Origin of the sequence: Geodermatophilus marinus (genome assembly GCF_003428645.1) — a bacterium.
GTDB lineage: Bacteria > Actinomycetota > Actinomycetes > Mycobacteriales > Geodermatophilaceae > Geodermatophilus.
Genome location: NZ_QVQH01000009.1, coordinates 1 through 22057, shown reverse-complemented (window position 1 = coordinate 22057; position 22057 = coordinate 1). Strand labels below are relative to the sequence as shown.

General features: G+C 76.8%; 23 protein-coding genes and 1 riboswitch. Of the genes, 10 read left to right on the top strand and 13 right to left on the bottom strand.

Annotated features, from left to right (window positions below; all coding sequences use genetic code 11):
* Positions 1 to 25 precede the first annotated feature (25 nt).
* A complete protein-coding gene (locus tag D0Z06_RS11970) occupies positions 26 to 1162 on the top strand; it encodes an N-acetylglucosamine-6-phosphate deacetylase (protein WP_117377621.1) in 1137 nt (378 codons plus the stop codon).
* Between the two features lie 112 nt (positions 1163 to 1274).
* Here the strand turns inward: D0Z06_RS11970 and D0Z06_RS11965 are convergent, their stop codons facing one another.
* Positions 1275 to 1793 carry a C40 family peptidase gene (locus D0Z06_RS11965; protein ID WP_117377620.1) on the bottom strand — a complete coding sequence of 173 codons (519 nt, stop codon included), beginning with the start codon at positions 1791 to 1793 and terminating at the stop codon, positions 1275 to 1277.
* A 15-nt stretch (positions 1794 to 1808) separates the two neighbouring features.
* A riboswitch (cyclic di-AMP (ydaO/yuaA leader) is annotated at positions 1809 to 1934 on the bottom strand.
* Positions 1935 to 2286: 352 nt separating this feature from the next.
* Here D0Z06_RS11965 and D0Z06_RS25795 point away from each other — a divergent pair.
* From D0Z06_RS25795 to D0Z06_RS11955, 3 genes are all read left to right on the top strand, one after another.
* Entirely contained in the window at positions 2287 to 2448 is a 162-nt protein-coding gene (locus tag D0Z06_RS25795) for a hypothetical protein (RefSeq protein WP_199522268.1), read from the top strand.
* A gap of 219 nt (positions 2449 to 2667) precedes the next feature.
* A complete protein-coding gene (locus D0Z06_RS25790) occupies positions 2668 to 2823 on the top strand; it encodes a hypothetical protein (RefSeq protein ID WP_199522267.1) in 156 nt (51 codons plus the stop codon).
* A gap of 73 nt (positions 2824 to 2896) precedes the next feature.
* Positions 2897 to 3508, top strand: coding sequence for a hypothetical protein (locus D0Z06_RS11955; RefSeq protein ID WP_117377797.1), 612 nt, complete (start codon positions 2897 to 2899; stop codon positions 3506 to 3508).
* Positions 3509 to 3513: 5 nt separating this feature from the next.
* On the opposite strand, the gene D0Z06_RS11950 is transcribed toward D0Z06_RS11955, so the two are convergent.
* On the bottom strand, positions 3514 to 4413 hold the full coding sequence (locus D0Z06_RS11950; protein ID WP_117377618.1) for an SMP-30/gluconolactonase/LRE family protein: 900 nt from the start codon (positions 4411 to 4413) through the stop codon (positions 3514 to 3516).
* 109 nt (positions 4414 to 4522) lie between these two features.
* On the opposite strand from D0Z06_RS11950, the gene D0Z06_RS11945 reads away from it, so the two are divergent.
* Positions 4523 to 5491 (top strand): TIGR03557 family F420-dependent LLM class oxidoreductase, encoded by a 969-nt coding sequence (locus D0Z06_RS11945; protein WP_117377617.1) that lies wholly within the window; start codon positions 4523 to 4525, stop codon positions 5489 to 5491.
* 61 nt (positions 5492 to 5552) lie between these two features.
* Here the strand turns inward: D0Z06_RS11945 and D0Z06_RS11940 are convergent, their stop codons facing one another.
* From D0Z06_RS11940 to D0Z06_RS11930, 3 genes are all read right to left on the bottom strand, one after another.
* On the bottom strand, positions 5553 to 5885 hold the full coding sequence (locus tag D0Z06_RS11940; RefSeq protein WP_117377616.1) for a hypothetical protein: 333 nt from the start codon (positions 5883 to 5885) through the stop codon (positions 5553 to 5555).
* 70 nt (positions 5886 to 5955) lie between these two features.
* On the bottom strand, positions 5956 to 6783 hold the full coding sequence (locus D0Z06_RS11935) for a DUF6544 family protein (protein WP_199522266.1): 828 nt from the start codon (positions 6781 to 6783) through the stop codon (positions 5956 to 5958).
* 219 nt (positions 6784 to 7002) lie between these two features.
* A complete protein-coding gene (locus tag D0Z06_RS11930; RefSeq protein WP_147332033.1) occupies positions 7003 to 7356 on the bottom strand; it encodes a hypothetical protein in 354 nt (117 codons plus the stop codon).
* 458 nt (positions 7357 to 7814) lie between these two features.
* Between D0Z06_RS11930 and D0Z06_RS11925 the strand changes: the two genes are divergently transcribed.
* On the top strand, positions 7815 to 8420 hold the full coding sequence (locus D0Z06_RS11925) for a dihydrofolate reductase family protein (RefSeq protein ID WP_117377614.1): 606 nt from the start codon (positions 7815 to 7817) through the stop codon (positions 8418 to 8420).
* A 313-nt stretch (positions 8421 to 8733) separates the two neighbouring features.
* Here the strand turns inward: D0Z06_RS11925 and D0Z06_RS11920 are convergent, their stop codons facing one another.
* Positions 8734 to 10017 carry an RtcB family protein gene (locus D0Z06_RS11920; RefSeq protein WP_233517621.1) on the bottom strand — a complete coding sequence of 428 codons (1284 nt, stop codon included), beginning with the start codon at positions 10015 to 10017 and terminating at the stop codon, positions 8734 to 8736.
* Between D0Z06_RS11920 and D0Z06_RS11915 the strand changes: the two genes are divergently transcribed.
* On the top strand, positions 10006 to 10311 hold the full coding sequence (locus tag D0Z06_RS11915) for a muconolactone Delta-isomerase family protein (RefSeq protein ID WP_117377612.1): 306 nt from the start codon (positions 10006 to 10008) through the stop codon (positions 10309 to 10311). The genes D0Z06_RS11920 and D0Z06_RS11915 overlap by 12 nt on opposite strands.
* A 137-nt stretch (positions 10312 to 10448) precedes the next feature.
* The gene (locus D0Z06_RS11910) at positions 10449 to 10979 is read left to right on the top strand and encodes a flavodoxin family protein (protein ID WP_117377611.1); all 531 of its coding nucleotides are present in this window, start codon (positions 10449 to 10451) and stop codon (positions 10977 to 10979) included.
* 9 nt (positions 10980 to 10988) lie between these two features.
* On the opposite strand, the gene D0Z06_RS11905 is transcribed toward D0Z06_RS11910, so the two are convergent.
* Both D0Z06_RS11905 and D0Z06_RS11900 read right to left on the bottom strand, forming a co-directional pair.
* Positions 10989 to 12524 carry a serine/threonine protein kinase gene (locus D0Z06_RS11905; protein WP_117377610.1) on the bottom strand — a complete coding sequence of 512 codons (1536 nt, stop codon included), beginning with the start codon at positions 12522 to 12524 and terminating at the stop codon, positions 10989 to 10991.
* 37 nt (positions 12525 to 12561) lie between these two features.
* A complete protein-coding gene (locus D0Z06_RS11900) occupies positions 12562 to 12987 on the bottom strand; it encodes an ATP-binding protein (RefSeq protein ID WP_117377609.1) in 426 nt (141 codons plus the stop codon).
* A 48-nt stretch (positions 12988 to 13035) separates the two neighbouring features.
* Here D0Z06_RS11900 and D0Z06_RS11895 point away from each other — a divergent pair, with 48 nt between their 5' ends.
* Together D0Z06_RS11895 and D0Z06_RS11890 are read left to right on the top strand one after the other, a co-directional pair.
* Positions 13036 to 13410 carry an STAS domain-containing protein gene (locus tag D0Z06_RS11895; protein ID WP_158579964.1) on the top strand — a complete coding sequence of 125 codons (375 nt, stop codon included), beginning with the start codon at positions 13036 to 13038 and terminating at the stop codon, positions 13408 to 13410.
* 11 nt (positions 13411 to 13421) lie between these two features.
* The gene (locus tag D0Z06_RS11890) at positions 13422 to 15665 is read left to right on the top strand and encodes a SpoIIE family protein phosphatase (RefSeq protein WP_117377608.1); all 2244 of its coding nucleotides are present in this window, start codon (positions 13422 to 13424) and stop codon (positions 15663 to 15665) included.
* Between the two features lie 18 nt (positions 15666 to 15683).
* On the opposite strand, the gene D0Z06_RS11885 is transcribed toward D0Z06_RS11890, so the two are convergent.
* From D0Z06_RS11885 to D0Z06_RS11870, 5 genes are all read right to left on the bottom strand, one after another.
* A complete protein-coding gene (locus tag D0Z06_RS11885; protein ID WP_147332032.1) occupies positions 15684 to 17372 on the bottom strand; it encodes an NAD(P)/FAD-dependent oxidoreductase in 1689 nt (562 codons plus the stop codon).
* A 178-nt stretch (positions 17373 to 17550) separates the two neighbouring features.
* The gene (locus D0Z06_RS11880) at positions 17551 to 19218 is read right to left on the bottom strand and encodes a GAP1-N2 domain-containing protein (RefSeq protein WP_147332031.1); all 1668 of its coding nucleotides are present in this window, start codon (positions 19216 to 19218) and stop codon (positions 17551 to 17553) included.
* The gene (locus D0Z06_RS11875; protein WP_117377605.1) at positions 19215 to 20378 is read right to left on the bottom strand and encodes a TRAFAC clade GTPase domain-containing protein; all 1164 of its coding nucleotides are present in this window, start codon (positions 20376 to 20378) and stop codon (positions 19215 to 19217) included. Before D0Z06_RS11875 ends, D0Z06_RS11880 begins: the two co-directional genes overlap by 4 nt.
* Positions 20379 to 20383: 5 nt before the next feature.
* Positions 20384 to 20521: a hypothetical protein gene (locus D0Z06_RS25345; RefSeq protein ID WP_158579963.1), complete on the bottom strand. Its 138-nt coding sequence runs from the start codon at positions 20519 to 20521 to the stop codon at positions 20384 to 20386.
* Positions 20522 to 20540: 19 nt separating this feature from the next.
* On the bottom strand, positions 20541 to 21629 hold the full coding sequence (locus D0Z06_RS11870) for a serine/threonine-protein kinase (protein WP_158579962.1): 1089 nt from the start codon (positions 21627 to 21629) through the stop codon (positions 20541 to 20543).
* Positions 21630 to 22057: the final 428 nt, after the last annotated feature.

The following is a 22057-nucleotide window of genomic DNA, read 5'->3' as shown; positions in this document are numbered from 1 at the left end:
GAGCGCCGGCGCGACGGAGGCACCCATGGGTTCGCTGCTGCTGACCGGTGGGGACGTCGCCACGCCCGCCGGCGTCCTCGCCGGCGGCTGGGTGCACGTCACCGGCGACCGGCTCACCGGGGTCGGCACCGGCCCGGCCCCGGCCGCGGAGCGCGTCCTCGACTGCGCCGGGCGCACGCTGGTGCCCGGGTTCGTCGACGTCCACCAGCACGGCGCCGGCGGGGCGGCCTACGACGGCGGGGCGGAGGACGCCCGCACCGCGCTCGCCGTGCACCGTGCCCGGGGGACGACGACCGCCCTGGCCTCGCTGGTCTCCCTGCCGCCCGCCGCGCTGGACCGCGCGCTCGGCGAGCTGGCCGGGCTGGTGCAGGACGGGGAGCTGGCCGGGGTGCACCTGGAGGGACCGTGGCTGGCGCCGGGCCGCTGCGGGGCGCACGACCCCGCCGCCCTGCGCCCGCCCACACCCGGGGAGGTCGCCCGGGTGGCCGGTGCCGGGTGCGTGCGGATGGTGACCGTCGCGCCGGAGCTCCCCGGGGGGCTCGACGCGGTGCGCCGGCTCGCCGACGCGGGGGTGGTGCCGGCGGTCGGGCACACCGACGCCGGGTTCGCCGCGGTGCGGGCCGCGGTGGACGCCGGGGCCCGGGTGGCCACGCACCTGCTCAACGCGATGCCCGCGCCGGCCGGCCGGGAACCCGGCCCGGTGCTGGCGCTGCTGGCCGACGAGCGGGTGACCGTGGAGCTGATCGCCGACGGGGTGCACCTGCACCCGGCGTGGGAGCGGCACGTGCTGGCCGCCGCGGGGCCGGGCCGGGTCGCGCTGGTCAGCGACGCCGTGGCCGCGGCCGGCATGCCCGACGGGTCCTACGCGCTCGGCGGCCTGGCGGTGACGGTGCGCGCCGGGCAGGCGCGGCTGGCCGCGGGCGGCGCGCTGGCCGGGGGGACGGCGACCGCGGCGGCGCTCTTCCGGCGCGCGGTGACCGATCTGGGCCTGCCCGTGGCCGACGCCGCGCGGGTGTGCGCGACGACCCCGGCCGCGGCACTGGGCCTGGTCGACGTCGGCGCCCTGGAGGCCGGGCGGCGGGCCGACGTGGTGCTGCTCGACGGGGGCGTCGACGTGCGGGGCGTCCTGCGGGCGGGGCAGTGGGTGCGCCCGCCGTCCTGACGCCGGCGGAGGTGCCCTGCCGCCCCCGTGCCGGCAGGGTCCCCGCCCACGCCGCGCCGCCGCCTCCCGCGTGCCCGGGGCACGGGGAGGCGGCGGCGTGCGGGGTGCGGTGTCAGGCCACCCGGCGGGCGCCGGCGTAGCTCGGCATCGAGTCGAGGTTGACCACGGCGACCGGCTTGCCGGCGGTCGAGGCGTGGACCATCTGGCCGTTGCCGATGTACATGCCGACGTGGCTGACCGGGCTGTAGAAGAACACCAGGTCACCCGGCTGCAGGTCGGACTTGGCGACCGGGGCGCCCGTCGTCGACTGCATCCGCGAGGAGTGCGGCAGCGAGATGCCGGCGGCGGCGTAGGCGTACTGCGTCAGACCCGAGCAGTCGAACACGTCCGGGCCGGACCCGCCCCAGACGTACATGTCGCCGATCTGGGCCAGGGCCGTGTCGACGGCGACCTGGGCGGCGCCGGTGGGGGCGGGGGCCGCCGCGGCGACCGGGGCGACGGCGGCGACGGTGGTGCCGCCGGTGCTCGCCGTTGCCGGCAGCGGGGAGAGGGCGATGCCGGCGCCCGCGACGGCGGCGACGGCGACGGTGCGGAACGAGCGGCGAGCGAGGGTGGTGCGGGCAGTCGTCATGGACGACGGGTCTCCTGTTCTCCACGAGACCGCCTACCGGGTTAGCTGACGGGTTCGGACGGAGGAGTCGCCCGGCGCGGCACGCGCGCTTCACCCCAGACGTGCGGTGGGTCCCCGGCCCTGCCCCGGCGGTCGTGCCGGGGCCTGTTCGGCGGTGGTCCGGCGGGTGCCACCGGGTGGTGACGAACCGATCCCGTCCGGGCCGCGACAGACGCTAGGGGGCGCCGCAGCCCCCCGCCCGACGGGCGTGCGGGGGGCGCCGGGAGGGGGTCGGGCCCCGGCTCGTCCTCCTGACCTGCGACGACGGCCGGACGCGCGTCCGGACCGGTGGTGCGGGGTCCATGCGCGGTGGCTCCGACGAATTCTGGCATGCGCGGCGAGCCCGGACGCAGCGTGACCGGCGGACGACGTCGTGCGCGGGAACCCGGGGGTGTGGCCAGGACGTTCCCCGGGCACCAACTCCCCAACAGACTCCGACCCCAGGGAGGCAGAGATGGCCGGCATGCTGCGCAAGGTGCTGGCGTCCGGGATCGCCGCGAAGGTGATCCAGGAGGCCAGCAAGCCGCACAACCAGGCGAAGATCAAGAAGTTCATCGCGGACTTCCAGAACAAGCAGAAGGGCAACCGCGGCGGCGGCTACGGGCGCGCCCACTGAACCCGCGGTCCCCGGACCGCAGCCCCCCACGCGCCGGCACCCGCCGGACCCGCGGGGCGACCGCGCCCCCGGCCCCCTCGGCCGGGGGCGCGGTCGCGTGCGGCCCGGCACCCCGCCGTCCGAGGACCGACGCATCCCGGTAACGCACGGCACGGTTGACGGCGGGTCCTGCGGGCACCCCTCCGGGGACCGGTGCACCCGATCCACGAGGAGGCGGTCATGGGACTGCTGAGCAAGCTCGGCAAGGCGGGGATCGCCAAGAAGGCGATCGACGAGGCCAGCAAGCCGCAGAACCAGGCGAAGATCAAGAAGCTGGTCTCGAACCTGGGCAACAAGGGCAAGGGGGGCGCCCCCCGCGGCCGCGGTCGCGGCTGAGCGCCGACCCCGCCGCGGCCCCCGCCCCGGTGGCGGGGGCCGCGGCGCGTCCGGGAGCGTGAGCGTGCCCGGCGTGAGGAGCCGCGAGCAGCGGTGGCAGGACCGGCTGGCCCTGCCGGTGCTCGTCGCGGCGCTCGCGTCGGTCCCGGCGATGTTCCTCTCCATCGCCGAGGGCGTCTGGGGAACGGCCGGCCGGGTCGTCGACGTCGCCAGCGGCGTGGTCCTGGTGGCCGAGACCGTGGTGCTGTTCGCCGTCACCGGGGACCGGCGCGCGTGGATCCGCGGGCACCTCGGCCTCATCGGCATGACCCTGCTGGTCGTCCTCGCCGTCGTCTTCGCCCTCGGCCCGGTGCAGGTGCTCCGCCTGGCCCGCACGGTCGGCGCGCTGCGGGTGCTGCGGGCCGGGCGCATCGTCAAGGCCGCCCGGGCGGTGCGGCAGCGCACCGGCTGGACCGGCCCGTTCTCGCACGTGTTCGCGGTGGCGGCGGGCCTGCTGGTGGCGGTCTTCGTGGGGGTCGTGCTGGCCGACCCGACGTCGCAGACCCGGCTGCTGCTCGAGCGGTGGGTGGATCTCGGCATCCCGGCGGTCGTCGTCCTCTCGGTCGTCGCCGGGTTGCTGCTCGGGGGCGCGACGTGGCTGCTGGCCCGCGACCCCGGCAGCGGGCCCGACGCGGGGGAGGATTGAGGCGGTCAGGGGCGCCCGGCGTGCGGCACGTCCACCTCGGTCGCGAGGAGCACCGCCTCGCGCACCGGCGCGCGGTTGTGCTCGTAGAAGTCCGGCGCGCAGCACAGGAGCAGCGTGCGGCCGTCATCCCCGCCGAGCATGCAGGCGTACACGCCGAGCCCCTCGGGGGCGGCGATCTCGTCGACGACCCCGCCGCCGGGCGCGACCCGCACCACCCGGCCGCCGATGCCGTCGGCGGCCCACAGGTGGCGGTCGGCGTCCAGCGTGCAGCCGTCGGGGGCCACGACCAGCTGGCCGAGGACCTCCTCGGTCGTGGTGCCGGTGGGCTCGGGCCCGAACTGCGCCCAGGTCCGCCGGTTCGACAGCGACCCGTCGGGGGCCAGGTCGAAGGCGCTGTAGCGGTTGCCGAGGGTCTCGCCGACCAGCAGCGCGCCGCCGTCGTCGGTGATCACCGAGCCGTTCGGGAAGCGCAGCCCGTCGGCCACCACGGTCACCGAGCCGTCGGGGTCGACGCGCTTGAGGGAGGCGGTGACGGGTGCGCCGCCGCCCATGAGGTCGAAGCCGAAGTCGCCCACGAACACGTGCCCGCCGGCGTCGACGACCAGGTCGTTGAGGTGCCCGCCGCAGTGCGCGGCCAGGTCGGCGTGCACGGTGAGCTCCCCGTCGGCGAACCGCAGCAGCCGCCGGTCCTTCATCGAGACGAGCACCAGGGACCCGTCGGGCAGCCAGCCGAGCCCCGAGGGCTGCTGCTCCACCTCCACCACCACGGTCTCGGCCCCGTCGGGGCGCACCCGGCTGACCTGGTGCCGGTAGAAGTCCGACACCCACCAGGTGCCCTCGTGCCAGCGCGGGCCCTCGAAGAACCCGCCACCCTCGAGGACCGTCCGCAGCTGCCTGTCCGCCATGCGGCGACCCTAGTGGCCCACGTCACGACACCCCGGCGTGCCGTTTCCGTCGCGCACGACCCGGGCACGCGCACAGGGGACCGAGGGACCCCACAGTGAGGACGACGTGATGCAGGTCGGCTACAAGCTCGCCACCGAGGCCTTCGGCCCTGAGGAGATCATCCGGCAGACGGTGCGCGCCGAGCAGGCGGGCTTCGACTTCGTCGAGATGAGCGACCACTACCACCCCTGGCTGGACGACCAGGGCCACAGCGCGTTCACGTGGTCGCTGCTGGGCGCGATGGCGGCGAGGACGGAGCGGATCGGGCTGACCACCGGCGTGACCTGCCCGATCATCCGGTACCACCCGGCGATCATCGCCCAGGCCGCCGCGACGGTGCAGATCCTCTCCGGCAACCGCTTCACCCTCGGCATCGGCGCCGGGGAGCGGCTCAACGAGCACGTCGTCGGCACCGGCTGGCCGGCGGTGCACATCCGGCACGAGATGCTCCGCGAGGCCCTGCAGATCATCAAGCTGCTGTGGCAGGGCGGCTACCAGTCCTTCGAGGGGAAGCACCTGCAGCTGGAGGACGCCCGCGTCTTCGACCTCCCCGACGAGCTGCCGCTGATCGCGGTGGCCAGCGGGGGGCGCAACGCCTCCGCGCTGGCCGCCGAGCACGGCGACGGGCTGTTCGCCACGGAGCCGCGCACCGACCTGGTCGAGGCCTACCGGGACGCCGGCGGCACGGGCCCGCACTACGCCGAGGTGCCGATGGCGTGGGCGAGCGACGAGGAGTCCGCCGTCCAGGCCGCGCTGGAGACCAGCCGGTGGGCGCTGACCGGCTGGAAGGTGATGAGCGAGCTGCCCAACCCGGTCAACTTCGAGGCGGCCAGCGCCACGGTGAAGCCCGACGACATCCGCCAGCAGTTCTCCGTCGGCCCGGACGCCGAGGTGCACCTGCAGCAGGCCCAGCCCTACGTGGACGCCGGGTTCGACCGGCTGGTGCTGCAGAACACCGGGCCCGACCCGGACGGTTTCCTGGACTTCTGCGAGAAGGAGTTCATCGCCCGGGTGCGCGAGCTGACGCCGTCCTCCTGACGGCGGGCGGGCGGGTGGTCCGGCCGGCAACCCGCCGGCCGCCCGCCCACCGGGACGGCGCTCAGAGCTGCAGGGTCGCGGCGGCGAGCAGGTAGGTCGCGGACACGCGTTCCGGGTCGTGCAGGCCCCCCGGGTCCTCCGACGCCGCCCGGGCGCGTGCGCGGACCCTGGCGCCGGGGTCCGCGGCGGCGAGGTCGGCGCACAGCCCCGCGATGACCGCGCGAGCATCGTGCTCGTCCAGGTCGTCGAGGACGAGGCCGTCGTGCAGCAGGGTCGCCGCCTCGAGGAACACCTCCTGAGCCACCTCGACGTCCACCTCGGGCCGTGCCTGCGCGACCGCCTCCGCAGTGGCCAGGAACCGGTCGAACAGTGCGCCTGCGGTGCCGGGCGGCATACCCGGAGCCTCGCAGGACCCATCCGCCCCCGCCAGGCGGGTACGCGGTGCCGGGCTCGTCGTGCCGAGCTCAGCGGAACGTCACGTCGGTGATCTCGGCGCGGAAGAACTCGCCCTCGGCCTGCCGGTCGGTGCCCCGGTCCCAGCCGGCGCGGACGATCGAGGGCACGGTGACCCCCTGCCAGGTGCGCTCGGCCTCCACCGCGACGCCGAACGGGTACCGCCCGGCCGGCCGCCCGCCCGGGTCGCCCCAGCGCTGGAGCACGAGCTCCCGCAGCCCGCCGTCCGGACCGATCCGGAGGTGCGCGACCTCGCTCGCGGTGCGGTCGTCCCCGGCGTACCGGTGCCCGATCCGGTACGTGGCGGTCACGGTGTCGGGGTCGTCGCCGGCCGACCAGGCGACGTCCGGGTAGCCGGTGGGCAGCCAGCACAGGCCCTCCCCGGCGAGCCGGCCGGCGGCGCTGCGGGTGACGTCCGCGCCGGTGGCGGTGAGCACCGGCAGCAGGCCGAGCAGCTTCCAGCGCATCTGGCCGGTGCCGCCGGTGAGGCGGTCGAAGCCGGTGACCGGCAGCCCGGCGAACCGGGCGGTCGCCGCCCAGACGAAGCCGGTGGGCGGGGCGAGAACCTGCCGGGCGGTGAACGGCCGCCAGGCACCGATCCGGATCCGGCCGCGCATGCGCAGCTCCACCGAGCGCCACAGCGGGGTCCCCGGCGTCACCGCGTGCCGCAGGAACCGGCGGGCCGGCTCGGGCAGGTCGGCGACGGCGTCCGGGTCGAACCGGTCGCCACGGGCCGTGATGCCGGCCAGCCAGGCCCGGTCCTGCCGGGCCGCGCGGGCGGTGCCGGGCCGGGAACGGTTCGCGGCGCGGTCCGGGGAGGTGCGCGGGTGGGCGGTCACGGCGTCCAGCCTCCTCGCGCCGCCGGCCGGCCGGCAGGGTCCGCCCGTCGTCGGCGCTCCGGCGGAGGGCCCTGTGGCCGCGGGCCGACCGGCCCTGCCGGAGCGCGGGCGTGTCCTGCTGATGCTGCGCGCCACCGCACGAGTCCCTGAAGGCGGCCTACCGGACAGTTGGACAAGGAACTCAGCACATGCCGGGGAGATGGTGCGGTTGGCACCAGCTCAGAAGGCGCGCGCCACGATGACGACGAGAACCAAGGCTGCGAGGGCGGCGAAGGCGAGAGCAACGGCGAGCGCGACTGGGTGCCGGATCCCGGCGCGGGACTCCCCGGGGGCGTAGTCGCGGACGTGGTTGTGTCGGTCCAGGACGAGGGCCACCACTCCCACGGGCACAGCCGTGGTCAGCAAGCCGATGCCGATCCACGCAGTCGTCGACTGCCGCTCGACGTCCCAGTACATGCCGCTGTCCGGCGCTACCGCGGCGATGAGGTAGAGAAGTCCGAAGAGAAGCAAGACCCAGCTCAGGCCCGCAACAGCGCGCAGGATGTCCTCGTGTCCCCTCACGGCCTGTCTCATGGCCGCCGTCCTCACCAGTCAGGGCTCCTGCTGCTCGACCGCTCAGGCTACAGCTTCATGCACGCCTGGTGGAGGTTCGGCCTCACCTGGACAGGCCTGCGACCCCTCCGCGCCACCTGGCAGCCACAGGGGAGTGTCGTCCGACATGCATTCGAGCAGCGGGAACGTCATGCGACCTCACCGGCCGACACGTCCGCTCCGCGACTCCTGAGCCACGGCCATCCCTGGGTGGGCCGCTCAGGGCGACGGGAGATCCGGCTCGGTCTGGGGTCGAGCGGCGGGTGACCAGCCCCTCGTCGTCGCCGGTGCGGACCCCCACCTGCTCCATGACGAGTTCTACCTGCGAGGTCTCGGGACGTCGTAGCGCCATGGGTTTCCTCCTGACCCCACAGCGAGGCCGATGAGTTCGTGGCTCCCGGCCCGTCCGAGCTCGTGACACCCGAGGAAAGGGCACCGCCATGTCGGAGCTTCTCGTCGATTTCATCACCTCCCTGGACGGCTACGCGTCGGGAGAGGGCTGGCCCGGGTTCTGGGGGGTCGAGGGCCCGGAGTACCTCGCCTGGCTCGGCGAGCAGCCCGAGGTCACCTACCTGATGGGAGCGAACACCTACCGCCTGATGTCGGGCTTCGCCGCCGGGGAGGTCCCGGACGGCCAGGACGAGTTCAGGCCCGAGGAGCAGGAGTCCGTCGACGAGCTCACGCAGGCGTCCAAGGTGGTGTTCTCCTCCTCGCTCGAGGAGCCGCTGACATGGGCCAACTGCGCGCTCGTCCGCGGCGACGCCGTCGCGGCGGTCCGCGCCATGAAGTCGAGCGGCTCGGGGCTGCTCAGCACGATCGGCAGCCTCAGCCTGTGCCGGTCCCTGCTCCGAGCCGGGCTCGTCGACCGCTTCCGGGTCGGGATCTTCCCGGTGATCACCGGGGCCACGGGCGCAGAACGCATCTACGACGGCTACCCGGACGTCGCCCTGGAGATGATCGACCACCGGACCTTCGACGGCCGCATCCAGCTGGTCGAGTACAGGCCACGCGTGCTCGAGCACCCGCCGCTCGGCGCCCCTGCGTGACGTCGACCCGGATCGTGGCGGCTGTCGCGCGGGAGGCGCCCGGCTCGGCGCGGACAGCGCTGTCGGAGCTCCGTGCACTGCCATCGGTCCTGATCGTGGGCCGGCAGGTGCAACCGCTCGACGACACCTGCCACCGCGTGCCAGACGTTCCCGCGGGAACGTCGTCACGCCCGACGCCTTGACCGCGTTCCCGCGGGAACGCGGTCAGCACTCCCGTGGTGGCTCCGGGTCGTCGACCAGGACGATGAGCACGACGGCGCTCGGCCGCCCACGTGGCCGTTGCACGGCTCGACCCCGATGAGAGCCGCCCGGCCTAGTCGCCCTTGACGTTGACCACCTGGCGCAGCGTGTGCCGGACCTCCACCAGGTCCGCGGCGTCGGCCATCACGACCTCGATCGCCTTGTAGGCCTCCGGGTGCTCGTCGAGGAAGGCGTCCGACCGGCCCCACGCGATGCCGGCCATCCGCCGGTCGAGGTCGGCGCGGGTGAACAGCCGCCGGGCCGCGCCCCGGGAGTGGTTGCGTCCGGCGCCGTGCGGGGCCGACATCAGGGCCAGGGGGTGGCCCCGGCCCACGACGACGTAGGACGCCGTGCCCATCGAGCCGGGGACGAGACCCCACTGGCCCGCCTGCGCGGAGATCGCCCCCTTCCGGGACAGCCACACCTCCCGGCCGAGGTGGGTCTCCCGCGCGGTGTAGTTGTGGTGGCAGGAGACCTCCTGCACCCGCTGCACCTCCGTGCCGAGGAAGCGGGAGACCTGCTCGGCGACGCGGTCGACCATCTCGGCCCGGTTCAGCGCGGCGAACCGCTGCGCCCACAGCAGGGCCTCGACGTAGGCGTCGAACTCCGGCGTCCCCTCGACCAGGTAGGCGAGGTCGCGGTCGGGCAGGTGCTCCCCGCGGCAGCGCTCCTGCGCGACCGCGATGTGCTTCGACGCCAGCCGGTTGCCCACCCCGCGCGAACCCGAGTGCAGGAACAGCCACACCCGGTCGGTCTCGTCGAGCGAGACCTCGATGAAGTGGTTGCCGGAGCCGAGGGAGCCCAGCTGCAGCGGCCAGTTGGGCGCTGCCCCGTCGGCCTGGGCGGCGCCCGGCAGCTCCCGGAGCTCGGCCACCCGCGCGGCCGCGGAGTCGCGCAGACGGCGGTTGTACCGGCCGGCCGACAGGGGGACCGCCCGCGCGATCTGCTGGTGCAGCGCGCTCAGGTCGCGGCCGGCGAGGTCGGCGGCGGCGAACTGCGTGCGGACGGCGTCCATCCCGCAGCCGATGTCCACCCCGACCGCCGCGGGGATGACCGCGCCGTCGGTGGGGATGACCGAGCCGACGGTGGCGCCCTTGCCCAGGTGCGCGTCCGGCATCAGCGCCACGTGCGGGCGGACGAACGGCATGGACGCCGTCCGCTCGGCCTGCAGGCGGGTGGTCGGCTCGAGGATCGACGCCCAGCTCAGCAGTCGGTCGTTGATCGTCTCCACGGGTGCCCCGTACCCCGCGGACCTCTTGCCCGTACCCGGCGTCCCGAGCAGGCTGGCGCGCACCCCCGTCCGCGGCGGCGCCGAGCGCCCGCCGCCCGAGTGCCAGGAGCCGCCGTGCTGTTCCACCTCAGCTTCCGCGTCGAGCACACCCGGCTGGACCGCGAGGAGTTCTGGGACGAGTGGGAGCGCGAGACACAGGCGGCGGTCGGCGCGATGGAGGCCGGGGTCATCAAGAGCCTCTACAAGGTCTCGGGGCAGCGCCGGGTCATCGGCATCGTCGACGTCGAGTCGCACGACCAGCTCGACCGGATCGTGATGGGTGCGCTGCCGATGAGCCACCACCTCACGCTGGAGGAGGTCCTGCCGGTCCGCGAGTACACGGCCTTCGCCGAGGACGTCCGCGCGCGCTGGCGGAGCTGAGCGGCCGGCCGGCGACGCCGCCGCGGGCGCCGGCCGCCCGGGACCTCCGGCCCGCTCCGGAGCGGACCTCGGTCGGCGGTCGGCGGGGCGGTGCCGCCCTAGCGTCGGTACCGCCCCCGCCCCGAGAGGAGGACGCCGTGACCCGCGCCCTCGTGGTCTACGAGTCCCTGTTCGGCAACGCCCGCACCATCGCCCGCGCCGTCGCCGACGGCCTGTCCGGGCAGCTGCCCGCCACGGTGGTGGCCGCGGCCGAGGCGCCGACCCGCATCGGGTCGGACGTCGCCCTCCTCGTGGTCGGCGGACCCAACCACGCGATGGCGATGCCGCGCCGCGCCACCCGGGAGGGCGCCGTCCGCGACCACCCCGAGCTGCACCTGGCCACGGTGGACGTCGGGCTGCGCGAGTGGCTCGGTGAGCTCTCGCTGGAGGCGCCCGGTCTGGCCGCGGCGGCCTTCGACACCCGCATGGACCACCCGCGGATGCTGGTGCACTTCGACCACGCGTCGCACACCGAGGAGCGGCTGCTCACCGACCGCGGCTGCCGGCTGGTCGCGCCGGCCGAGCACTTCCGCGTCACCGCGGCCGAGGGGCCGCTGCAGGCGGGGGAGGAGGCGCGGGCCCGCGACTGGGGCGCCGCCCTGGCCCGGGAGGTCGCGCCGGCCCGCTGAGGAGCCCGCTCAGCCGTCCCGGCCGCGGCCGTTGCCGCGCCCGTTGCCGGTGCCGCGGTCGGCCTCCTCGTCGTCCTCGTCCTCCTCCCCGGACGACTCCTCCTCGCCGCCGTCGGCGGACCCCTCGTCCCCGGAGGGCTGGGGGGCCGGCGCGGGCGCCGGGGCGGGTGCCGTCGTGGGCGCCGGGGCGGGTGGCGGCGGGGAGGTGGCGTGGGTGACCGTGACGGTCGAGCCCGGGGGGAGCTCGCCGGTCGGGTCGACCGCGATCACCTGGCCGGCCGGCACGTCCGCGGTCTGCAGGGGACGCCGCTGCACGACCAGGCTCAGCGCGGCCAGCTCGGCCTCGACCTGGTCGACCGGCCGGCCCACCAGCGCGGCACCGGGCACGGTCACCGTCTCCGGCGGCGCGGGCGCGGACGTCGTCGGGCTGCTCGGCGCCGGCTCGGACGCCGGTGCCCCGCCCTCGCCGAGGCCCAGCACGAGCGCCACCGCCAGGGCGGCGACCAGGACCGCCGCGGCCGCCGGCAGCCACCGGCGGCGGGCCGGCCGCTCCGCCGGGTCCGCGGGCGGCCGACCCCCGGTCGCCGGTCCTGCGGTCGTCGCGCCCCCGGGCGCCGGCGGCAGCGGCAGGACCCGGGTGCCGGCGGGGGCGGCCGCGCCGACGGCCGGCAGCTCCCGGGTCGCGTCGTCGGCGGGCGCGGGCGCGGGCGCGGGCCCGTGCCCGGAGCCGGCCGCGGTCAGCGCCCGCAGCAGGGCGGCGCCGTCCGGGGGCCGCTGCGCGGGGTCCTTGGCGAGGGTGCGCCGCACGAGCTCGCGCAGCGGGCCGGGGACGTCGGCGGGCAACGGGTCGGGGTCCTGCTCGAGCTGCTGCAGCACCACCTGGGCCGGGACGGGGCCGTCGAAGGCGCGGCGGCCGGCGAGGCACTCGTAGGCGACCGCGCCGAAGGAGTAGACGTCGCTGGCCGGCGTCGCCGCGGCGCCCCGCAGCAGCTCCGGCGCCAGGTACTGGGCGGTGCCCATGACCTGCCCGGTACGGGTCACCGGCAGGCTGGCCGCCGACCGGGCGATGCCGAAGTCGGTCAGCTTCACCGTGCCGTCGGTGCGGAGCAGGACGTTGGCCGGCTTGACGTCGCGGTGCACGATCCCGGCGGCGTGCGCGGCGGCCAGCCCGGCGGCGGCCTGCCGCAGCAGGTCCAGCACCCGGTCCGGGGCCGGCCGCCGCTCGCGGGCCAGCAGCGCCGACAGCGGCTCGCCGTCCACCAGCTCCATCACCAGCCAGGCGCGGTGCCGCGAGCCGGTGACCTCCTCGCCGTAGTCGTGCAGCGTGGCGACGTTCGGGTGCACCAGCCCGCCGGCCAGCCGCGCCTCGGCGCGGAAGCGGGCCCGGAAGCCGGCCTCGGCGGCGAGCTCCTCGCGCAGCACCTTGACCGCCACCGGCCGGTCGAGCACCAGGTCGCGGGCGCGCCAGACCTCACCCATGCCGCCGGTGGCGACCGCGGAGTCCAGCCGGTAGCGGGCCGCGAGGACCTCTCCCGGGACGGCCATCAGCCGGCGACCACCCTCGCGCCGGCGGGGCTCCCCCTCACCTCGGGTCCACGAGCCGCAGCGGCGTGGGGGCGAGCCGCTTCTCGAGGGTGACCCGGTGCCCGCCGTCCGGGTCGTGCTGGAAGTGCAGCCGGTCGACGAGGGCCTGCATGAGCAGCAGGCCGCGCCCCCCGCCGAGCAGCGGGTCCTCGACCCCGGCCGGAGCCGCGGGGTCGAAGCCCTCGCCGTCGTCGCGCACGCTGATCACGCACAGCCGGTCGTCGATGGCCACCTCGACCTCGTACCCGGCGTGGTCGCCGGCGTGCTGGACGACGTTGGCGCAGGCCTCGGTCAGGGCCAGCGTCACCTCGGCCACGACGTCGGGGGAGACGCCCAGGTGCTCCAGGGCCTGCCGGCACAGCCCGCGCACGAACGGCACGCTCTGGCTGTCCACCGGAAGGCGGACGCTGAACCGGATGTCCATGCAGAGCCTGCTTCCCTGAGCGGTGGCAACTACCCTTCCGGGAGGCCAGTGACCACGAGAGGGGACCGCAACGTGCTCTTCGACATCGAGCGGTCGTCGGTCCTCGGGCGACCAGGGCTGAGGGTACGGGGCGAGCTCGACATCGCGACGGCCCCACAGCTCACCGACGCCGTGATGTCCCTGCTGTCCCAGGCGCCCCGCGCGCTGGTGGTCGACCTCACCCCGACCACCTTCCTGGACTCCTCCGGCGCCCGGACCCTCGCGTTCGCCGCCCGCCGCGCCCGCGCGGCCGGCACCGCGCTGGAGGTCGTCTGCCCGAGGGGCAACCGCGCGGTGTGGCTGGTCCTCGACCTGCTCGAGCTGCAGGCGGTCGTCCCGATCGTGGAGTCGCCGACGCTGAGCGAGCCGGAGGTCGGCCCGTAGGGTCGACGGCGATGACGACGTCGTCCGCGCAGCCCGTCCCCCCGCCCCCGCCCGCCGTCCCCGGGGCCGACGAGAAGGCGCTGGCCGGCTGCGCCGAAGAGCCCATCGCCGTCCCCGGCGCCGTCCAGCCGCACGGCGTCCTGCTCGCGGTCACCGAGCCCGGGCTCGAGGTCGAGGTCGCCTCCGCCAACGCCGCGGCGCTGCTCGGCCCGGTCCGCGCGCTGCCCGACCTGCTCACCCCCGACGACGTGCACCGGCTGCGCGTGGCCGCCGAGGCGCAGGGGCCCGACGACCCGGGCGGCGCCGAGCCGCTGCGGCTGCGGGTCGACGCCGCCGAGTTCGACGTCGTCCTGCACCGCACCGACGGGCTGCTGGTCACCGAGTGGGAGCCGGTCGCCGGCTCGGAGGAGGCCGGGGCGGCCTGGCACCGCCGGCTCCCCGCCGTCCTGCAGCGGCTGTCGGCCTCCCGGACGCTCGCCGAGCTGACCGACGTGCTGGCCCGCGACGTCCGGCAGCTCACCGGCTTCGACCGGGTGATGGTCTACCGCTTCGACGCCGACTGGAACGGCGAGGTGGTCGCCGAGGCCCGCCGCGCCGACCTCGAGCCGTTCCTCGGGCTGCGCTACCCGGCCGGCGACATCCCCGCCCAGGCCCGGGCGCTCTACGCCCGCAACTGGATGCGGCTGATCCCCGACGCCACGTACACCCCGGTGCCGCTGGTGCCCACGCCCACCCCCTCGACCGGGCGGCCGCTGGACCTCGCCGGCGCGGTGCTGCGCAGCGTCTCCCCGGTGCACCTGCAGTACCTGGCGAACATGGGCGTGGTCGCCTCGATGTCGGTGTCGCTCATCGACCGCGGCCGGTTGTGGGGCCTGGTCTCCTGCCACCACTACGCCGGGCCGCGCCGGCCCTCCCACCCCGACCGGGTCGCCGCGGAGTTCCTCGGCCGGACGGCCTCGCTGCTCCTGCGCACCACCGAGGAGGCCGGCGACCGGGACGACGTGGTGGGTGCGGCGCAGCGCCAGACCCTGCTGGTCGCCGCTCTGGGACGGGCCCCGCGGACGGCCGCGCAGGTGCTGACCGAGGGCGAGCCGTCGGTGCTGGACCTGGTGCCGGCCGGCGGCGCCGCGGTGCGCCTGGAGGGCCGCCTCCGGCTGCTCGGTGCGACGCCGCCGGCCGACCGGGTGGTGCCGCTGGTCACCGCGCTGCTCGACGCCGGCTGCGAGGCCACCGACGCGCTCGGCCGCGTGCTGCCCGCGGAGGCCGGGCTCGCCGGCACCGCCGCGGGGGTGCTGGCGGTGCCGGTCGGCGGGCGCCGCGGCGACTTCCTGGCCTGGTTCCGCCCGGAGACGCCGCGCGAGGTCACCTGGGGCGGCAACCCGTACAACACCCCGACGGTGCGCACGCCGACCGGGCCGCGGCTGTCCCCGCGGAGCTCCTTCGCCGCGTGGACCGAGACCGTCCGGGGCACCGCCCGCCCGTGGCGCCCGCACGAGGTGGCGGCCGCGCGTGCGGTGGCCGGCCAGGTGGCCGCCGCCTCCCTGGCCCGCGCCGAGGAGGACAACCGGCTGGCCTCGGCCCTCCAGCGCACCCTGCTGCTCGAGGAGCTGCCCAAGGTCCCGGGGGTCGCGCTGGCCGCCCGCTACCGGCCCAGCGCCGACGACGTGGTCGGCGGCGACTGGTACGACCTGGTCCCGCTGCCCAGCGGCCGGCTCGCGGTCGTGCTGGGGGACGTCGCCGGCCACGGCCTGGCCGCCGCCTCGGTGACCGCCCAGCTCCGCCACGCCCTGCGCGCCCACCTGCTGCGCGACCGGGGGCCCGCGGCCGCGCTGGAGGGGCTCAACCAGGTGGTCGCGGCGCTGCTGCCCGGGGAGCTCGCCACCGCCGTGGTCGTCGAGCTCGACCCGGAGACCGGCCGCGCCGTGCTCGCCAACGCCGGGCACCCGCCGGTCCTGCACCTGACCGGGGCCGGCGCGGAGCTGGTGCGCGACGGGCGCGGCCCCGCGCTCGGGCTGCTCGACGACGCCGAGCACCGGGCCGGCACGCTGCAGCTCGACGGCGACGACCGGCTGCTGCTCTACAGCGACGGGCTGGTGGAGCGCCGCGGCCGGACGGTCGCCGACGGCCTCGACGCCCTGCGGGCCGCGGCCGTGACCGCCGGGCGGGAGCCGCAGCAGCTGCTGGACGACGTCCTGGCCGCGCTCGACCCGCCGTCCACCGACGACGTGACCCTGGTCGGTCTCGGCCGGACCTGACCGCGGCCGCGGGACCCCTCAGACGCGCACCCGCGCGGCGTCCTCGGCCTCGCCGAGCCCGGCCAGGTACCCGTGCACGAGCGAGACGACGACGGACCCCTCCCCGACGGCCGCCGCGACGCGCTTGACCGAACCCGAGCGGACGTCCCCGACGGCGAAGACGCCGGGCGCCGCGGTCTCCAGCAGCTGCCGGGGGCGCTCCCCGTCCCCGGACGGCGGCAGGTCCGGCCCGGTGCGGACGAAGCCCGCGGGGTCGCGCAGCACCTCCGGGGGGAGCCAGCCGGTGCCGGGGACGGCGCCGATCATGACGAACAGCGCGTCCGCGGGCACCCCGGCGTCCCCGGAGGCGCTGCGCAGCGTCAGCCCGGTGAGCCGCTCGTCCCCGTGGCAGGCAGCCACCTCGGTGCCGGTCACGACCCGGACGGTCGGGAGCGCGGCGAGCTGCTCGACCAGGTAGTGCGACATCCCGGCGGCCAGCGAGCGGGCACGGACGACCAGGGTCACCCGTGCGGCCGACTCCGCCAGTCGCACGGCCGCCTGACCGGCCGAGTTGCCGCCACCGACGATGAACACCTGCCCGCCGGCCACCCCCGGCAGCTGCACGGTCGGTGAGCCGTAGTGCACCCCGCTGCCCACGAGGGCCTCGGTGCCCGCGGCGAGCAGCCGCCGGTAGGTGACGCCGAGGGCGAGGACGACGGCCCGCGTGCGGACCTCGGCGCCCCCGTCCAGCCCGACGACGTACCAGCCGTCCCGCCGGTCCAGCGAGGTCGCCCGCAGCGGGATGACCGTCTCCGCGCCCAGTCGCACGGCCTGGATCCCGGCGCGGTGCATCAGCGCGCCGCCGCTGATGCCGCTGGGGAAGCCCAGGTAGTTCTCGATCCGCGAGCTGGTCCCGGCCTGGCCGCCGAAGGCCTCGGCCTCGACGACCAGGGTGTGCAGCCCCTCGGAGGCGCCGTAGACCGCGGTGGCCAGCCCGGCGGGTCCGGCGCCGACCACGACGAGGTCGTAGGCCTCGCGCTCGGGGCGCATCCGGACGCCGAGCCGCTCGGCGATCTGCCGGGGGCCGGGGTCCACGAGCAGCGCCCCGTTGTGCAGGGCCACGACGACCTGCTCCGCCGCCGCCCCGGCCCGCGCCCGGAGGGCGCCGCCCCGCGCCGACCCGGGGTCGAGCCACTCGTGGGGCAGGCCGTTGCGGGTGAGCAGGTCGCGGAGCCCGTTGCCGTGCGCCGACGTGGCCGGGCTGACCAGCGTGACCGTGGCGACCTCGGCGTCGCGGTCGAGCTGCCACCCCTCGAGGAGGTCGTCGAGCGGCGGGTAGAGCCGGTCGGCCGCGGGCTGCCAGGGCCGGGGCACCACCGCCTGGGCGACGCCCTCGTCGAGCGCCTCCTCGAGCAGCCGGCCCGCGTCGTACTCGGCGGGGTCGCTGACGTACTGCGGGCTCAGCAGCGCCCGGCGCACCGCGGGGTGCCGCCGGCGGACCTCCCGGAGCACGTCGATGCCGGACCCGTCGGGCAGCCGGCCGGCGACCAGGGCGACCGCGACGTCGCGGGACCGTGCACCCAGCACCCGGAGGGCCTCCGCCCCGTCCACCGCCGCGACGACCCGGGCGGCGCCGTACCGGGCGCCGAGGTCGGCGGCGAGCCCCCGGCCCACCGCCGGGGCGCAGGCGACGAGGACGAGGCCCGGGGCCCCGGCCGGATCCGTCATGCGGCCCACTGTGCCCGACGACGGGCGCCGGGCGGAACGGGGTCAGCGACCCTCGCCCTCCCCGTCGCACCCCCCGCTGCCCTCCCCGCTGCCCCTCCCCGCCGTCGGGAAGTCGATCATGGAGAACCTGCTCGCGACACGCGCGGACACGCCGCCGCAGCCGATCAGATCCCCATGATCACGGGCGGGGGCGTCGGGGGCCGCGCCGCCGCCGGGGCCCGGTGTCGTCGCCCCCCGCGCGACCGCGGGCCAGGGCCGCGGCGACGTCGCGCGGCCAGCCGTCGTCGGCCAGCAGCACGGTGAGGTTGCGGGCGAGCACCGCCGCGGCCTCGTCGGCGGGCAGCTCGGCGCCGAGGAGGACCTCCCGCAGCGCCCACCCGCGGCCGGCCGCGCCGCCGGTGGCGACGGTCAGCGCCAGCCGCTCCACCCCGGGGGCGTCGAGCCGCAGCGCCGCCCAGCGCAGCACCTGCGGCAGCCCGGTGGGCGCGAGCACCGGCTCCAGCCGGGACAGCCAGCCGGCGTCGGCCACCAGCAGGTGCCCCAGCAGGGCCGGCTGGCGGTCGGCCGGCGCGGTGGGCCACTGGGCGACCAGCGCGTCGCCGACGACCCGCCGCCGGGTGGCCAGCTGGGCCAGCTCCCACAGGTCGTCGGTCAGCTCGAGCAGCGGCAGCTCCACGCCCAGGCTGAGCGTCTGCTCGACCAGCAGCCGCGCCTCGCCGCCCAGCCGGGCCACCCGGCGGCCGCCGGTGACCGCGGAGGCCAGCGCGCGGCACAGGTCGCCCTGGGTGAGCGCGGCCAGCTCGACCGCCCGCTCGCCGGGACCCTCGGCGCCGTCGAGCACCTCGTCGAGGAGCCCGGCGAGGACCTGCTCGCGCACCCGCAGGGCCGCGGCCGCGTCGCGGGCGACCGCCCCGGCCAGCGGGCGGGCCACGTGCGGGTCGTCGGCCAGCTCGAGCGCGGCGGCGGTGTTGCGGCCGCGGGCCAGCCAGCGCGGTGCGGCGACCGAGTCGAGCACGCACCCGACCTGCTCGGGGGTGAGGGCGTCGGCGTCGGCGTCGGCCCACGCGTCGGCGAACAGCCACACGTCGAGCTGGCGGACGTCGGTCAGCGTGTCCGGGGCGAGGTCGCCCTTGCCGGCGGCCTCGAGGAGGGTGCGGGCCCGCTCGGTGTCGGCCGCGGTGGGCCGCCGTCCCGCGGCGGGGGCGGCGTCCAGGCGCACCCGGACCGGCGCCCGGTCGCCGCGGTCGGCGACCGGGCCCGCGCTCAGCGACACCGGCGCCGCCAGGGTCCGGGGCAGCACGTCGAAGAGCACCGCGGCCACGTCGCGGCCCCCCGGGGTCACCGGGGGCAGGGTCAGCTCGCCCCGGCCGGCGGCCAGCGCGGCCAGCAGCCGGGCCAGAGGTGGGATGAGCGCGTCGACGTCCTCGCCGCTGAGCACCGGGGCGGCGCGCTCCGGCTCGGGCACCGGCAGCGGCGGGAGGTCGGTGGTGGGCGCGGCGTCGGCCGGGAGCGCGTCGAGGAACAGCCCGGCCCGGCGCACGGCCAGCAGGTCGCGGGGCCCCAGCCGCCCGGCGCCGTCCCACAGCAGGTGCACCAGGTAGTTGCCCTCCCGGCCGAACCCGTCGGCGGAGGCGGCGACGGTGCGGGTGAGCAGCCGGCCCCCGTCCCGGTGCACCACCCCGAAGGCCTCCCCGCCACCGGGGCTGCCGGCGACCAGCCCGCCGAGGGCGGTGCGGGTGCGGCCGAGCGCGGCCGGCCAGCCCGCGGACACGGCGAAGACGCCGAACCCCGGGCCCTCGAGGGTGCGCCGTGCGGAGGTGTAGACCGCCTGGGGGCAGTCGGTCACCGGGACCACTCGCGGCGGGCGCCGGTCTCCTCCGGGTCGAGGCCCTCCTCGGCGAGGAAGCCGTGCCGGGCCAGCAACACCAGCAGCGGCTCGAGGACCCCGACCGGGGCGAGGGTGGGGTAACCGCCGTCCCGGGCGTCGGCGCCGGTGGCGCTCACCGCGTGCACGGTCGGCCGGGGCAGCCGGTGCAGCAGCGCGGTGAGCAGGTTGGCCCCGCCGCGCAGCTCCAGGAAGTCGACCAGCCGGGAGCTCGTCGTCCGGGCGTCGGCGAACCACGACGACAGCGGGCGCGCGGCCAGGTCGACGTCCCGCAGCGCCTCCTCGGGGAAGTCGGGCAGCGCGCGCAGCTTGTCGGCCTTGGCGAGGACGACCGCGGCCGAGACGTCCTCGACGGGGCTGTCGGGGTGCAGGTTGCGGGCGCTGCGCAGCAGGGCGCCGAGGTTGACCACCATCTGCGTGTGCCGGGACAGGCCCAGGCCCTCCTCCCCGGGGTCGGCCAGGTGCCGCAGCCCGGGGAAGACACCGGGGGAGAGCAGCACGACCAGGGCGTTGGCCGCGTACAGGAACTTGCCGTACTGCCCCATGTCCTCGCTGCGGTACAGCTGCTCCCCGGAGGCGTCGAAGACGACCAGGTTGAGGGTGCGCTCGGACCCGCCGCGGCCGGGCCCGCGCAGGACCAGCACGAACGGCTCGGGGCTGGTGCCCTCGCCCAGCAGCGGCAGGGTCAGCGGCAGCTGGCGGCGCTCGACGACCAGCCGGTAGCGGTGCTCGTCGAAGCGGGCGGCGCTGTCCTCCTCCATCTCCACCGAGATGCCCAGCGGCGCCAGCGCGCCCTCGTGCAGCAGGTCGACGAGCACGGTGAGGTAGGTGCTCTTCGAGGCGCCGGTCAGGCCGACCAGGCCGAGGACGATCGTCGGCCGGTCCAGGTAGGCCGGGGGCAGCCGGTGCCCGCGGGGGCAGGTCGGCACCACGTGCGCCGCGGCCGCGCCGGCGGCGTCGCGCGGCGTGGGCGCAGGCGAGGCGTCGGCGCGCAGCGGCTCCAGCCAGCGGGGGAACCGGGAGCGGCGGGTCACCGGCGGCCGGCGGGGCACCCCGGCGGCGTCGCGCCAGACGGCGGCGGGCAGGGGCTCCAGGCAGCGGGGGCAGACGCGGGCGCGCATCGCGGTCAGCGGACGAACACGACGAAGAAGAGGACGGCGGCCGCGCAGAAGACCGCCAGCAGCACCCGCCGGCGCTCGCGGAACCGCTGGCGGCGCGCGTCGAGCCGCTGCTGGGCGAGGGCCCGTTCGTACATGCCGGACACGAGGGTCTCCTCCGGGGCTCTAGACGACGACGTGGAACAGCACGGCCAGGACCAGCCCGGCGACGAGACCGGCGAGCACGGCCAGGGCCAGCGCCGCGGCGTACCCGCTGCGCGTGTCGGCGACCGCCCGCTCCAGCCGGGAGAGCTGGTAGCGGCCGGCCTCCACCACCGCGTCGACCGAGCGGAGGTCGCCGAGGTTGGTCCGCGGGTCGGGGATCTGCGAGGCGCCGCCCAGCCAGCGGGTGCGCGCCTCGACCTGCCGCGCCAGCTGCGCGACGGTCGGCCGCCGGGCCGGGTCGAAGCGCAGCGCCTGGGTCACGCTGTCGAGCAGGTTGTGCGGGACGGCGGCCAGCGACAGCCGCCCGGCGCGCAGCGCGAGGAAGTAGTCGGAGTCGGGCAGCTCGTCGTCCGGGTCGACGGGGTGCACCGCGCCCGCGGCGAAGGCGATGACCATCCCCCAGCTGAAGACGTCGCTGGCCTCGGTGAGCACCGCGCCCTGCAGCTGCTCGGGGCTGGCGAACAGCTTCGTGCCCAGCGCGGCGATGCCCGTGGTGGCGGTGCCCGGGACCGTCTCCGGGCCGATGTAGCGGCTGATGCCGAAATCGACCAGCCACACGTCGGAGCCGGCGATGATGATGTTGCCCGGCTTCACGTCGCGGTGGACCACCCCGGCGGCGTGCACGTCGCGCAGCGCGCGCAGCAGGCCGATGGCGATCCGCCGCAGCTCCTCGTCGTTGAGCCCGCCGGAGCGCTGGGCCAGGAACTCGTCCAGCGGCGTCCCGGCGACGTACTCCTGCACGTAGTAGGGGGCCTCGGCGGTGAGGTCCTGGTCGACGATGCGCGCCACCCGGGAGCTCTTCACCCGGGAGGCGTTCGCCACCTCCGTGGCCAGCCGCCGGCGGGCCAGCTCCGGCGCCGCCTCCGGCAGCCGCTTGATCACCACGAGCGGGTCCGAGCCGGCCTGGCCGACGAGCACGTCGGCGCCCTGCCCGCCGCGGGGGAGCCGGCACAGCAGCCGGTAGGGGCCGATCTGCCGCGGGTCGCCGTCCTCCAGGAGGTCGACGTGGCGGGTCCCGGCCAGCCCGGCGAGGTCGATGGTCTCGTCCACCTGGGGAGGGCCCTCCTCGTCGTCGGCGCCGGGTGGGGACGACGGTAGAGCCCGTTCCTGGGAGCGCCGCTGCCTTCGACGCCGCCGTCCTGCCCGGTCCGCCATCGTCGCCGCCGCGGGCGCCCCCGGACCATCCGGGAACACCCGGAGCCGACCCGGAGTCCGGCGCCCGCCGACCCGCCGCGCTCCCCCCGCGGTCCTACGTCTCTGAGTGCAGCTGCACCCAGAGACGGAGGACGCGGGAGGGAGGACCACCCGCCCCGCCCGGCGCGCTGAGCCTCGATCCACCGTCGAATAGGCGGGTGACTGCGCGTCGGAAAGCACGAATGCCCCTCTGACGAGGAACGATCGGGCTTGTCTAAGGCTTGACCGGTCCGCGCAGAAGGGCATCCGCTGGATGCGACTGTCTCACGGTTCGTCGGCGTTGT

Bases quoted from the DNA above. Each gene is read 5' to 3' on its own strand.
- D0Z06_RS11970 (WP_117377621.1), top strand. From the start codon at position 26: ATGGGTTCGCTGCTGCTGACCGGTGGGGACGTCGCCACGCCCGCCGGC.
- D0Z06_RS11965 (WP_117377620.1), bottom strand. From the start codon at position 1,793: ATGACGACTGCCCGCACCACCCTCGCTCGCCGCTCGTTCCGCACCGTC.
- D0Z06_RS25795 (WP_199522268.1), top strand. From the start codon at position 2,287: ATGGCCGGCATGCTGCGCAAGGTGCTGGCGTCCGGGATCGCCGCGAAG.
- D0Z06_RS25790 (WP_199522267.1), top strand. From the start codon at position 2,668: ATGGGACTGCTGAGCAAGCTCGGCAAGGCGGGGATCGCCAAGAAGGCG.
- D0Z06_RS11950 (WP_117377618.1), bottom strand. From the start codon at position 4,413: ATGGCGGACAGGCAGCTGCGGACGGTCCTCGAGGGTGGCGGGTTCTTC.
- D0Z06_RS11945 (WP_117377617.1), top strand. From the start codon at position 4,523: ATGCAGGTCGGCTACAAGCTCGCCACCGAGGCCTTCGGCCCTGAGGAG.
- D0Z06_RS11940 (WP_117377616.1), bottom strand. From the start codon at position 5,885: ATGCCGCCCGGCACCGCAGGCGCACTGTTCGACCGGTTCCTGGCCACT.
- D0Z06_RS11930 (WP_147332033.1), bottom strand. From the start codon at position 7,356: ATGAGACAGGCCGTGAGGGGACACGAGGACATCCTGCGCGCTGTTGCG.
- D0Z06_RS11925 (WP_117377614.1), top strand. From the start codon at position 7,815: ATGTCGGAGCTTCTCGTCGATTTCATCACCTCCCTGGACGGCTACGCG.
- D0Z06_RS11905 (WP_117377610.1), bottom strand. From the start codon at position 12,524: ATGGCCGTCCCGGGAGAGGTCCTCGCGGCCCGCTACCGGCTGGACTCC.
- D0Z06_RS11900 (WP_117377609.1), bottom strand. From the start codon at position 12,987: ATGGACATCCGGTTCAGCGTCCGCCTTCCGGTGGACAGCCAGAGCGTG.
- D0Z06_RS11890 (WP_117377608.1), top strand. From the start codon at position 13,422: ATGACGACGTCGTCCGCGCAGCCCGTCCCCCCGCCCCCGCCCGCCGTC.
- D0Z06_RS11885 (WP_147332032.1), bottom strand. From the start codon at position 17,372: ATGACGGATCCGGCCGGGGCCCCGGGCCTCGTCCTCGTCGCCTGCGCC.
- D0Z06_RS11875 (WP_117377605.1), bottom strand. From the start codon at position 20,378: ATGCGCGCCCGCGTCTGCCCCCGCTGCCTGGAGCCCCTGCCCGCCGCC.